This window comes from Rhizobium sp. RU36D (assembly GCF_900176345.1).
Classification (GTDB): Bacteria; Pseudomonadota; Alphaproteobacteria; order Rhizobiales; family Rhizobiaceae; genus Allorhizobium.
In genome coordinates this window covers 51,507-63,946 of sequence record NZ_FWXU01000025.1, presented here as the reverse complement: position 1 = coordinate 63,946, position 12,440 = coordinate 51,507, and the positions used below count along the sequence as shown (strand labels likewise).

Below are 12,440 nucleotides of genomic sequence, written 5' to 3'. Positions count from 1 at the left end.
TCAAACCGTCCTGATATAGGCGTCATATTCGACATCGGTCACGCGCTGGGCAAACTCCGCCAGTTCCTGCCGCTTGCAGGCGGTGTAGAGGCCGCGATACTGCGCCCCGAGCGCGGCATAGGCGAAGCTCGATTTGGAGAAACGCTGCAAGGCGTAGTCCCAGTTGGTCGGCAACGGTTCATGGGTGATGGCGTGGTCGTCGCCGCTGATGGCGCCGCCGGGTGCCGTCTTCTCGCGCATGCCTGCCAGCGCCGCTGACAGGATCATCGCCAGCACGAGATAGGGATTGGTATCGGCACCAGCGACGCGATGCTCGATCCGGGTTGCCGGTTTCGAGGCGGTGATGACGCGCACGGCCGCCGACCGGTTGTCGAAGCCCCAAGAGGCATAGGTCGGCGCGTGCTCGGAAGGGGCAAGCCGTCGATAGGAATTGGCATGGGGCGCAAAGACGGCCATGCTCTCGCCCATGGCCTCCAGCAGCCCGCCGACGGAATGCATCAGCGTTTCCGCCGGGCCGTCCTCGCCGACGAAGATGTTGCGGCCATGCTCGTCCAAAATGGAGAAATGCACATGCATGCCGCTTCCGGCCTGTGTGCCATAGGGCTTGGCCATGAAGGTAGCATCGAGGTCGTTGCACCGGGCCACGCCCTTGACGATGCGCTTCAGCAGGACGGCGTAATCGGCAGCCGCCAGCGCATCCGGCACATGGTTGAGATTGATCTCGTACTGGCCGGGACCATTCTCGCGCAGGGTCGTGTCCGCCGGCACGCCTTGGGCGCGCGCGGCGGTCGAGATGCCGTGAAACACCTCCTCGAAATCCTGCAATTCGGAAATCGACAGCACCTGGGTCTGGCCGGTATGCCAGCGTCCGTCACGGGTGTTCGGCGGTCGCACCGGGTCGAGCGCCGAACGCACCGGATCGATCAGGTAGAATTCCAGTTCGGTCGCCACGACGGGCGTCAGCTTCGCTTTTCTATAGCGCTCCAGAACCTGGGCCAGCACCTGGCGCGGGTCGGCATAATAGCCTGTTCCGTCTGGCCCCTGCATCTGCAGCAGAACCTGCGCTGTGGGACGCGACAGCCAGGTCACGCGCGACAGTGTGCCCGGCACGGGAAAACATAGACCGTCGGGATCGCCGGTGCCCTGCGCCAGACCGGCGGCATTGACATCCCGGCCCCAGACATCGAGCGCATAGACGGAGCGGGGAATGGCCATGCCCTTGGTCAGCACGTCAAGCGCCCGTTCGCGCGGGATCCACTTGCCGCGCGGCACGCCGTTCACGTCAATGACAAAGGCTTCAAGAACTTCAATATCGGGATTTTGCGCCAGGAAGGCCTGCGCCTGTTCGGCAATGTCCATGGGTCACCATGCTGGTTGCTGTCTGCTTGATCTGCAAAGTCACTGTCGTCGCACGGTCCAGGACCGCTAACGATAGACGCTCTTTGCGTTATAGATCAGAAACCGCACCATGAAGGCCTGCCTCGTGCCCTGACATCACGATTGCAACGCAGGATTTTACAAATCCAAAATCGCCACAACCAAATGACCAATAATTTGATCAAATTCCAGATACGTGTAGCAGGTTGCCGCGGCAAAGGCTAGCCCGCCGCAGCACCAGTCCTGGGCATAGCCTGGATTCAGGGGTTGAACCGCTCCGGCCGATAGGGGCTGATGTCGAGGAACGGCTTTTCGCCGGCCATGGCATCGGCGATCAGCCGCCCGGTCACGGGGCCGAGCGTCAGCCCGTGATGGGCATGGCCGAAGGCGAACCACAGGGTCTTGTGGCGCGGCGCCTCGCCGATGATCGGCATCATATCCGTGGTGCAGGGGCGCGATCCCATCCATGGCTCGGCATCCAGCCGTTCCCCCAGCGGGAAGATGCTGCGCGCAACCTTTTCCGCACGCTCGACCTGCACCGGGTTCTTCGGCTCGTCGCGCAGGGCAAATTGCGCGCCGGTCGTCAGCCGGATGCCCTGGTTCATCGGCGCCAGGAAATAGCCGCGCTCCTTGTCCATGGTCCAATGGTTCAGCGTGGCATTGCCCTTGGTGCCGTAATGCATGTGGTAGCCGCGCTTGACGCCCATGACGAAGCGATAGCCGAGCTTCTTCGTCACGTCTTCCGACCACGGCCCCATGGCGATGACCGCCTGCTCGGCCTCGACAGGGCCTTCGTCGGTCTGCACCCGCCAGCCCTTGCCCGACGGAAGCTGGGTCAGCGTCGTGGCGTCACCGCGCACGAACTTGCCGCCCAGGCTTTCGAACAGCTTGAGATAGGCCATTGTCAGGCCCTTGGGGTCGAGCACCGACCACGGGTCTTCCCAATGCAGGCCGCCAATGAACTCGGTGGACAGATGCGGTTCGCGCGCCTGCAGGTCAGCCGGCGTCAGCTTCTTGTAGGAAATGCCATATTCCCGCGCCAGCCGGTCGGCTTCCTTGAATTCCTCGTCACGCTTGGCCTCGGTGCGGAAGGCCTCCGTCCAGCCGTCCTTGCGGATCAGGTGTTCGGCGCCCGCCTCGCGGATGAGATCGGCATGCTCGCTCACCGAGTTTTCGATCAGCGGCGCATAGGACCGCGCGATCACCTCATGCCGGCGGGCATTGGAGTGCCACCAGTATTGCGCCAGGAATTTTGCCACGAAGGGCAGCGCGCGGGCGTGATAATGCGCGTCGATATTGTTGTTCAGGCCATAGCGGATGAGCAGGCCCAACTCCTGCGGAAAACCATAGGGCACGACGCCTTCGCGCTGGATCAGGCCGGCATTGCCATAGGATGTCTCTTCGCCGGCGCCGCGGCGATCCACCAGCACCACAGAACGGCCGCGTCTCGCCAGCTGCAGAGCTGTGGAGACGCCGATAATACCCGCACCGAGCACGATGGCACTTTGAGACATTTGACTTGTATTCCGTTTCAGACTGCGATGCCCAAGGATGCTATCGGACCTGCTGCGGCGCAAACGAAAAATGGACGCATGCTTGCAAATCCATCAATGCAAGCCAGAAACCTGGGGATCGCGGCCTTGCCGTCAGGCGGCGGAAAGCGCGCGCGCCTGCCGGAAGGAGATGAGGCGCTGGTTGGCCTCGTCCCAGAGCACGAGCTTCACGCAGCGGAAGCTTTCCATGATGGTGATGCGGCCGATATCAGCCAGTTCCGGATGGTCGCGCAGCACCTCCGACAGCCTGTAATAGGGCACGCGGCTCGAGAGGTGATGCACGTGGTGGATGCCGATATTGGCCGAGATCCAGCGCAGCGGCGCCGGCAGCACATAATGGGACGAGCCGTGCAGCGCCGCATTCTGGAACTTCCATTCCGGCGGCTTCGACCAATGGGTCTCCTCGAACTGGTGCTGCACATAGAACAGCCAGATGCCGGCCGTTGCCGCCAGCAAGACCACGGGCAGGTAGACGACGAGGAAGGTCGTGGCACCCAGCCACCAGATCAGCCCGCCCACAAGGCAGGCGATCGCGAGATTGGTCGCCATGGTCGAGACCCAGGGTTCAGCGCCGGAGCGCATCATGCCGAAGGGCAGGCGCTGCTTGAAGATGAAGAGGAACATCGGCCCGATGCCGAACATGACGAGCGGATGCCGGTACAGCCGGTAGGAGAGGCGGCCCCAGAAGCCGCGCGACCGGTATTCCTCGACCGTCAGCGTGGTGATGTCACCAACACCGCGTTCATCCAGGTTTCCGGCGGTGGCGTGATGGGCGGCATGGGCCCGGCGCCAGTAGTCATAGGGGGTCAGCGTCAGCACCCCGATCACGCGGCCGGTCCAGTCATCGAGCCGGCGATTGGCGAAGAAGGAGCCATGGCCGCAATCATGCTGGATCATGAACAGGCGCAGCAGGAAGCCACCGGCGGGAATGACGAGAAGCAGGCCGAGCCACACATCATTGTGCACCAGGAACCAGGCCGCCGCGCAGAGAGCAATGAGGGGAACCACGGTGACCGCCAGTTCGAAGATGCTGCGCGCCCGGTTCGGTTCGCGGTATCCAGCCAGCAGTTTCAGCCAAGCTTTTTCCTGGGTGGCTTGCGCTTGGATGAGGCCAGGTGCCATGTTCATGTGCAGATCGTCGCTTTCGGAATGGAGGTGCGTCTTGGGCAAGGCCAGCTTGTCATAGGTCTTGCGAGCAACGGCGCATCGCGCCTTGCCCGGAGCTTTTGATGTATCGGTGGGCCCTTGTCATGTTTGCGGCACCCATCGCACAGCCACATCGGGAAGACAATGCGACAATACGCACGATCGTGTGTGCATGGCTGAAAAGCCCTGTGCGGGCTGACAATCGTCAGGTCGAAGCGCCGCCGGGAACACCCGGCCATGCAAAACGTTGTGCAGGGCGCCCGTTCGCCGGTCACAGCCGCATCAAGGATATCAAATGAAGATTCGCGCAGGCTTTTCGCTCACCTATGAATGCCCACAGCCGACGCCAATGCTGCTGGTCCTGAATATCCATCCCTCGCGCCGCATCGACCTCCTGACCGAGCAGACGCTGGTGTTCGACCGGCCGATCGAGGCCTGGGGCTATATCGACGGTTTTGGCAATGCCTGCGCCCGCATCGTCGCGCCAGCGGGTTTGACCACGATTTCCACCGACTTCGAGATCTATGATGGCGGCCTTCCGGACGTGGTTCCGGTCGATGCGGTTCAGCACGAGATCAAGGACCTGCCGGACGATGTTTTGGTGTTCCTGCTCGGCAGCCGCTATTGCGATACCGACCGGCTGGCGGACTTCGCCTGGTCCACCTTCCACACCACGCCGCCGGGCTGGCCGCGCGTGAAAGCCATCCTGGATTTCGTGCACAATCACATTGCCTTCGATTATATGAAGGCGGATTCGACCCGCTCGGCCCATGACGGTTTTCTCGGGCGCACAGGCGTGTGCCGCGACTTTGCCCATCTGGCCATCACGCTGTGCCGCTGCATGAACATCCCGGCGCGCTATTGCACCGGCTATCTCGGCGATATCGGCGTGCCTGCCGATCCCAATCCCATGGATTTCAGCGCCTGGTTCGAAGTCTATCTCGGCGGACGCTGGTATACCTGCGATGCCCGGCACAACCATCCGCGCATTGGCCGGATCCTGATGGCGACGGGACGGGATGCTACCGATGTCGCGCTCACCACCTCATTTGGACCGAACGTGCTGAAAGGCTTCGAGGTCACCACTTACGAACTGCCGATGGAAGGCGTGGAGAACGCCTGACGGCCCACGGGCTTCATCGAATAATCATTTCCATTATTCGTGAATTGTGGATATATCGATGGCGGCCGCGTGACGGCGCGGCAAAGCCGTCGATTGAGAAAGCATGATTGCGCCATGAGCCACCAGACCGACATCGTCATCTACCACAATCCCGATTGCGGAACCTCCCGCAACACTCTGGCAATGATCCGCAATGCCGGCATCGAACCGCATGTGGTCGAATATCTGAAGACGCCGCCGAGCCGCGCGCTGCTGCAGCAATTGATCGCTCGCATGGGCGTTTCGGTGCGCGACGTCATCCGCGAGAAGGGCACGCCCTACGAGGAGTTGGGGCTGTCCAATCCCGCTTTGTCGGATGACCAACTTCTCGATGCGATGATGGAACACCCTGTTCTAATCAACCGCCCGATCGTCGTCTCCCCCCTCGGCGTCAGGCTCTGCCGGCCCTCCGAAGCCGTTCTGGACCTCCTGCCGACACAGCAGCAGGGCGCGTTTTCCAAGGAGGACGGCGAGGTGGTGATTGATGCAGCGGGTCAGCGGGTGGTCTAAAACGCCTCCGCTATCTCCAAAAGTCTTGGTTCACAAGCACCGCTTTCTCGACGCGAACCTGCGGGTCATCGACGCTGACCGAGACCTGCAACTCGCGGAAGCGCATCTGGGAAGCCAGGTCGGGGCCGGTGCTAAGATCTTTGATCAACTTCACATGGCCCTTTTTGGCTTGAGAGATCTGATCAACTCCGTCGCTGATGAATTCGGCCTTTATCAAAAACGCGTGCAGATCTGTCCTGCCGAGATGCGTCCACGAGGCACTGACGAGCGCGGTTACATCGGTCTGCAGCTTTTTCGAGCCGACCAGTATGTCCTCTATCCCGTCGTTGAACTTGGACAGCGGAGCCTGACGTGGATCCGTGGTGTAGATGAGGGCTGAGATGCCCACCAGCACTCCCAGGAATGCACTCCATACGGACATGCGCCGATGCGAAGTTCCAACAGCCACGACTTGCCGTCCCATATTATCTGCTCTGAATTGCTGTCAGACTACAGACAAACCCGCCTTATGTCGCGCGAAAAACCGGTCGAGTTCCCGCGGCTCGGCTGTTGTCCCGGTGAAGATCGAGACGTAGTCCGGGATGCGCTGGAAGCGCAAGGCGAGGTCTTCGCGGGTCTGCATCGAGATATAGCCGATCTGCACGAGGTAGAGCGTGCGCGCCCGAACGTCTGCATTGACAGGCTGATAGCCGAAGCGTTCGAACATCCTGGCAAGCGCGGTTAGACGCTGTAGATCGGCGGATTGCACCTCGGCAAGAATGTCGGGGGATTGCAGCGCCCAGCTGCGCACGGCGAATTCGAACTTTGAATCGAACAGGTCGATGTCGAGCCAGCAGTCGAAGACGTTCAGTGTAGCCTCGGCGATGGTCTCGGCATAGGCTTCCGTCTGCCGGATCAGGTTGCCGGTGTTCTTGTCGCGCCAGCGCGCCACGAGTGCGGCCAGAAGCTCCTCCCGATCCCTGAAGAACCAATAGAAGCTGGTGCGTGAGAGATTGAGTTGTTTGGCAAGCGGCAGGATCTTCACCGCATCGACGCCCCCCTCCAGCAGCGCGTCATAGGCGGCCTGCAGCCAGCCTTCGCTCGATCCCCGCCAGCCGCTGTCGCTCGGTGTCTGTTCCATCCGTTTTTCCTAGTGCAGCTAGGCTCGCTTCGCAATCCGGCGGAGCGGTCAGTACACATGCGTCATTGAAATTGACATCAGTGTACATTTTGCCATAGTGGCGCGATCCCCTCTCTCCGATGGAGCAGTGTCATGTCCAATGATCCCTTGCTGCAACCCTTCCAGCTCAAGCATCTGACCTTGAGAAACCGGATCATCGTCACCTCGCACGAGCCGGCCTATCCGGAAGACGGCATGCCGAAGGCGCGCTACCGCGCCTATACCGTCGAGCGGGCACGGGGCGGGGTGGCGCTGACGATGACGGCAGGCTCTGCGGCGGTATCGAAGGACAGCCCGCCCGTCTTCAACAACCTGCTGGCCTACAAGGACGAGATCGTGCCATGGGTGCGCGAGATGACCGATGCCGTGCACGAGGCGGGGGCTGCGATCATGATCCAGCTCACCCATCTTGGCCGCCGCACGCGCTGGGACAAGGGCGACTGGCTACCGGTGGTGGCGCCCAGCCACCGGCGCGAGCCTGCCCACCGTGCCTATCCCAAGAAGATCGAGGACTGGGACATCGAGCGCATCATCAGGGATTTTGCCGATGCCGCCGAGCGCATGAAGGCGGGCGGCATGGATGGCGTCGAGCTGGAGGCCTATGGCCACCTGATCGACCAGTTCGTCTCCCCCTATACCAACGAACTCGACGCGCCCTATGGCGGCTCGCTCGAAAACCGGCTGAAATTCTGTCTCGACGTCTTCACTGCCATCCGAAAACGGGTGGGCGAGGATTTCATCCTCGGCGTTCGCTATACGGCGGACGAGCAGCTTGCGGGCGGCACGACGAAGGCCGAGGGCCTGGAAATCTCGCGCCGCCTGCGCGACAGCGGCCTCATCGACTATTTGAACGTCGTGCGCGGTCATATCGATACGGATCCCGGCCTCACCAACCTCATTCCGATCCAGGGCATGGCCAATTCGCCGCATCTCGATTTCGCCGGTGAAATCCGCGCCGCGACCCGCTTCCCGACCTTCCATGCGGCGAAGATCCCTGATGTCGCCACGGCACGCCACGCCATTGCCGCCGGCAAGGTGGACATGGTCGGCATGACCCGGGCGCACATGACCGACCCGCATATCGTTCGCAAGATCATGGAAAAGCGCGAGGAGGACATCCGCCCCTGCGTCGGCGCCAACTATTGTCTCGACCGCATCTACCAGGGCGGTGCCGCCTTCTGCATCCACAATGCTGCGACCGGTCGCGAACTGACCCTGCCGCATGTCACGCCCAAGGCAGACCGGCGTCGCAAGATCGTTATTGTCGGCACAGGCCCGGCGGGCATGGAGGCCGCCCGGGTGGCTGGCGAGCGCGGCCATGAGGTCACGGTCTTTGAGGCGGCAGACAAGCCGGGCGGCCAGATCAGGCTGACCACCCAGAGCCCCCGGCGTCGCGATATGATCAGCATCATCGACTGGCGCATGGCCCAGGCCCAAAAGCACGGCGTTTCCTTCCACTTCAACACCTGGGCCGATGCCGATATCGTGCTTTCCGAAAAGCCTGATGTCGTGATCGTCGCGACCGGCGGCATCGCGCATACCGAGGTGCTGGAGAGCGGCAACGACCTCGTCGTCTCCGCCTGGGACATTCTCTCGGGCGATGTGAAGCCGGGCTCCAACGTCCTGATCTTCGACGATGCCGGCGATCATGCGGCTTTGCAGGCGGCCGAGATCATTGCCGCGACGGGGGCAAAGGTCGAGATCATGACCCCGGACCGTTCCTTTTCACCCGAGGTCATGGCGATGAACCTCGTGCCCTATATGCGCTCGCTGCAAAGCAAGGACGTGACCTTCACGGTCACCTTCCGCCTTCAGTCCATCGCGCGCGAGGGCAACGGCCTCACGGCACGGGTGGGCAGCGACTACGGCGGCGTGGACCAGACACGCCATGTGGATCAGGTGGTAGTCAACAACGGCACGGTGCCGCTGGACGACCTCTATTTCGAGCTGAAGCCGCTGTCATCCAATGGCGGCGAGGTCTCCTATGACGACCTGATCGCCGGCCTGCGGCAGCAGGTGGTGCGCAATCCGGAAGGGCGCTTCCAGCTGTTCCGCATCGGCGATGCCGTTTCGGCCCGCAACACCCATGCGGCGATCCACGACGCCCTGCGGCTGGTCAAGGATCTCTGATCAGTCGGATAGATCAGCGATCGATCACCAGGTCGCTGAGGGGCTTGGAACAGCAGGGCAGGAAAAAGCCGGTATCGATTTCCCGCTGCCGGATGCCGCCCTCGTGCTTCATGTCCACGGCGCCGCTCACGAGTTTCGACTTGCAGGTGCCGCAGATGCCATTGGCGCAGGACGAGGGCAGCCGCACGCCTGATTTCTTCGCCTGCGACAGCACGGTCTGCTCCGAGGAGACGTCGATCACCTTTCCCTGCTTGGCGAACTGTACCTTGTAGCTTTGCGATGCCGGTGCGCTCTCGACAGGCGCCGGCAGGTCGTCGATGACCGCCGTGTCGAAGCTTTCCTCGCGATAGCGGTCGGCCGGCACGCCAAGCGCAGACGTGATCTGGCGAGCCGCCGCCATGAACGGGGCAGGCCCGCAGCACATCACCGTCCGCTCGGCAAGGTCAGGTACGGCAAGTGCCAGCAACTCCCGGGAGATACGCCCGGCCAAGCCCGGCCAGGCCGGATCCCCATTCAGCGTTTCCGGCAGCAACAGCAGGCGCAGACCCTTCATGCGCCGGGCGAGCAGAGTGAGTTCGTCGCGAAAGATCAGGTCGCGCGGGGAGCGTCCGGCATGCAGGAAAACCACGTCGACCGGCATCGCCCGATCCGCCATCTCCCGGACCATCGACATCACGGGCGTGATGCCGGAGCCGCCCGAAAGGAACAGATATTTTGGCGCATCAGGGCGAAGGAATTTGCCGAGCGGCCCGGTCGCGCGCACTGCCATGCCGGGTTTCATGTTGTCGTGCAGCCAGTTCGATACTTTGCCGCCCGCGACGCGCTTGACCGTGACCGAAACCGCGTTTTCCCGACGCGGCGACGAGGAGATGCTGTAGCAGCGGCCGTCATCCTCATTGTCGATCCCGAGATCGAACAGGAAATACTGTCCGGCCTGGAAGGCGATTTTCTTGCCTTCCGGAGAGGCGAAGGTGAAGGTTCTGACGTCATGCGTCTCCTCGTGCACATCAAGGCAGACCAGCTGATCATCCGTCTCCGGGTTCCAGTACCCCGCGCCCCCGGCCGGGGAGCCGACCTTGAGCTCAGTAGCCATGGGCGCGCATCCGGTCCACATACCAGGTGGCGAAGTCGTCCAGCGCGCGTTCGCTGAAGGGCGAATAGACGCCGGGCTCATAGGCCGGGTCCATCACGCCGGCATGGGAGCGCGCCACGAGCTCGGCATCTTGGTTGGTGGTCTCGATCCACACATGGGTGAGCTTGTGCAGGTCGTAATCCACGCCCTCGACGGCATCCTTGTGCACCAGCCATTTGGTGCGCACCAGCGTCTTGTCTGCCGAGAGCGGGATGACCATGGACGTGACGGCGTGGTCGCCCATGAAATGGTTCCAACTGTTGTGGCCCCACAAATGCACGTCGCCGAGATCCTTGCGGGTCATCTGCCCCAACAGCTTCGACGAGGCCGCCGTCGCGTCCTCCGTCTGGGATTCGCCGGCGCCTGCAATGATCAGGCGCTGGGTGCGGAAATTGGTCTCGCAATTGCGCACCTGCTCCACCGTGGCAGAGGGAAAGCCGTCGGCCTCCCAGCGCTCGGTGCGCTCGGCATACATGGCGAAATGCGCCTCCGCCTGTTCGCGATCCTCGGCGCTCAGGCTGTCCGGATCGAAGCCGAAATCGAGATCGACGAAGGAGACGCAGAGTTCAGGATGATTGGCCGAGCAGTGATAACACTCCCGGTTATTCTCCATCGTCAGCTTCCAGTTGCCCTCCTCGATGACATCGACCTGGTGGGCGACCTTGGCATTGCGGATATCATAGGGCGCCAGGCGCGGCAGCATGACCGCCTCGAGATTGTCGATATCCTCGGGCGGAGTGTCGGCGAGACAGATATAGATCAGCCCGCCGATCGACCGGAAATGCACAGGCTTCAACCCGCGACAGCTCTTGTCGAAATCCTTGCCCATATGCGGCGCATAGGCCAGTTCGCCGGTCAGTTCATAGGTCCACTGGTGGTAGGGACAGACGAGCTTGGAGATGACGGTGGAGCCGGCATCCAAGATGCGCGAGCCGCGGTGCCGACAGACATTGCGCACCACGCGGATCTCATTGTCGTCGTCGCGCAGGATGATGACGCTGATCTTGCCGATATCCAGAACCACGGCATCGCCGGCTTCCGGCACCTCGCATTCCAGGCCGGCATAGACCCAGTGGCGGGAAAAGAAAACGTCGAGATCGGCCTCGAATACGTCGTCTCTGACATAGAGACCGGCCGGCAGCGAATGACCCTGCGCCCTGATGTCGAGCAGCGCTGAGATGGAAGAGGCGAACTTGTTGAGCATGACGCACCCTTATTGGAAATCATGAGATGATCGCAGGCTCCACAGGGGTTTCAACCGCATAAATGCGATGGCTTGACATTACCTCAGGTAATGTGATGGTGCGACTGCTGCAGGACGAGGACGCGATGAAAAGCCTGAGACGCCAGCTACCCCCGATGACCGCGCTAACGGCGTTCGAAGCGGCGGCGCGCCTTTCGAGCTTCACCCGGGCGGCGCAGGAGCTTGGCGTGACCCAGGCGGCCGTGAGCCGGCAGATCCATGCGCTTGAGGAGGAGTTCGGGGTGTCGCTCTTTGCCCGCTCCCATCGCAAGGTGACGCTGACGCCGCAGGGGCGAACGCTGGCGGCAGCGGCCAGTGCCGCCTTCAGCCTGATCGCGGAAGCATCCTCCGAGTTGAAGCGGGAAAGCGCCGGCGACGACCTGACCATCTCCGCTACGGTGGCCTTCTCGCACTTCTGGCTGCTGCCGCGCATTTCGGAATTCTCAAGGCTCTATCCGGATATCCGCCTGCGCATCGTCAGCCAGGACACCATGCCCATTCTCGACCAGGGGGAGGTCGACGTGGCCATTCGTTTCGGCGATGGCAACTGGCCGCGCTGTCGCGTGGAGAAACTGTTTGACGACGAGGTCTTCCCGGTCTGCAGCGCGGAGTTCGCCGCAGCTAAGGCGACGTCTCTCTCGCCGGCGGACATCGTATCTCTTCCCCTGATCTCGAATGAGGCCGAGGATCCCATGTGGATCGGCTGGGATGACTGGCTGGCGAGCTTCGGTGCCAGCCGGTCGGGCCGGCGTCCAGGCCTGCGGTGCAGCTTCTATACCGAGGCCATCTATGCCGCCCTGAACGGCCAAGGCGTCGCACTCGGCTGGAACCGGCTGGTCGACGAACTCCTGGCACAGCGGCGCCTCGTGCGCTTGGGCGATGCGGCCCTCGTGCCGCCAGGCGCCTATTTCGTGGTGGTGCCCACGGGCCGAGCGGAGAAAAGCGCCGTGCTTCGGTTCACGACATGGCTCACCGCCAGGCCGCAGCAAGCCGGCGCCGCCTGAAGCCTTTGCCGTCAATTCGTCTTG

11 protein-coding genes are annotated in these 12,440 nt (G+C 62.4%); 4 read left to right on the top strand and 7 right to left on the bottom strand.

Going from position 1 to position 12,440, the window contains the following annotated elements:
- The 3 genes from B9A97_RS23630 to B9A97_RS23620 form a co-directional block, all read right to left on the bottom strand.
- Positions 1–1,359, bottom strand: coding sequence for a glutamine synthetase family protein (locus B9A97_RS23630; RefSeq protein WP_084368275.1), 1,359 nt, complete (start codon positions 1,357–1,359; stop codon positions 1–3).
- 278 nt (positions 1,360–1,637) lie between these two features.
- A complete protein-coding gene (locus tag B9A97_RS23625) occupies positions 1,638–2,891 on the bottom strand; it encodes an NAD(P)/FAD-dependent oxidoreductase (RefSeq protein WP_084368274.1) in 1,254 nt (417 codons plus the stop codon).
- A gap of 132 nt (positions 2,892–3,023) precedes the next feature.
- The gene (locus B9A97_RS23620; protein WP_084368311.1) at positions 3,024–4,058 is read right to left on the bottom strand and encodes a fatty acid desaturase; all 1,035 of its coding nucleotides are present in this window, start codon (positions 4,056–4,058) and stop codon (positions 3,024–3,026) included.
- A 313-nt stretch (positions 4,059–4,371) separates the two neighbouring features.
- Between B9A97_RS23620 and B9A97_RS23615 the strand changes: the two genes are divergently transcribed.
- Both B9A97_RS23615 and arsC read left to right on the top strand, forming a co-directional pair.
- Positions 4,372–5,199, top strand: a complete 828-nt coding sequence (locus B9A97_RS23615) for a transglutaminase-like domain-containing protein (protein ID WP_084368273.1) — start codon at positions 4,372–4,374, stop codon at positions 5,197–5,199.
- Between the two features lie 114 nt (positions 5,200–5,313).
- On the top strand, positions 5,314–5,748 hold the full coding sequence (gene arsC, locus B9A97_RS23610) for an arsenate reductase (glutaredoxin) (RefSeq protein WP_084368272.1): 435 nt from the start codon (positions 5,314–5,316) through the stop codon (positions 5,746–5,748).
- A 10-nt stretch (positions 5,749–5,758) separates the two neighbouring features.
- Here the strand turns inward: arsC and B9A97_RS23605 are convergent, their stop codons facing one another.
- Positions 5,759–6,196 (bottom strand): hypothetical protein, encoded by a 438-nt coding sequence (locus B9A97_RS23605; protein ID WP_143530679.1) that lies wholly within the window; start codon positions 6,194–6,196, stop codon positions 5,759–5,761.
- Positions 6,197–6,232: 36 nt separating this feature from the next.
- Positions 6,233–6,868 carry a TetR/AcrR family transcriptional regulator gene (locus tag B9A97_RS23600; RefSeq protein ID WP_084368270.1) on the bottom strand — a complete coding sequence of 212 codons (636 nt, stop codon included), beginning with the start codon at positions 6,866–6,868 and terminating at the stop codon, positions 6,233–6,235.
- A gap of 132 nt (positions 6,869–7,000) precedes the next feature.
- Here B9A97_RS23600 and B9A97_RS23595 point away from each other — a divergent pair, with 132 nt between their 5' ends.
- A complete protein-coding gene (locus B9A97_RS23595) occupies positions 7,001–9,037 on the top strand; it encodes an NADH:flavin oxidoreductase (RefSeq protein WP_084368269.1) in 2,037 nt (678 codons plus the stop codon).
- Positions 9,038–9,050: 13 nt separating this feature from the next.
- Here B9A97_RS23595 and B9A97_RS23590 read toward each other — a convergent pair whose 3' ends face one another.
- Positions 9,051–10,130 carry an FAD-binding oxidoreductase gene (locus B9A97_RS23590; protein ID WP_084368268.1) on the bottom strand — a complete coding sequence of 360 codons (1,080 nt, stop codon included), beginning with the start codon at positions 10,128–10,130 and terminating at the stop codon, positions 9,051–9,053.
- Complete coding sequence (locus B9A97_RS23585; protein WP_084368267.1) at positions 10,120–11,373, bottom strand: aromatic ring-hydroxylating oxygenase subunit alpha; 1,254 nt, start codon at positions 11,371–11,373, stop codon at positions 10,120–10,122. The genes B9A97_RS23590 and B9A97_RS23585 overlap by 11 nt, the downstream gene beginning before the upstream one ends.
- Before the next feature lie 125 nt (positions 11,374–11,498).
- On the opposite strand from B9A97_RS23585, the gene B9A97_RS23580 reads away from it, so the two are divergent.
- The gene (locus tag B9A97_RS23580) at positions 11,499–12,416 is read left to right on the top strand and encodes a LysR substrate-binding domain-containing protein (RefSeq protein WP_084368310.1); all 918 of its coding nucleotides are present in this window, start codon (positions 11,499–11,501) and stop codon (positions 12,414–12,416) included.
- The last annotated feature ends 24 nt before the right edge of the window (positions 12,417–12,440 follow it).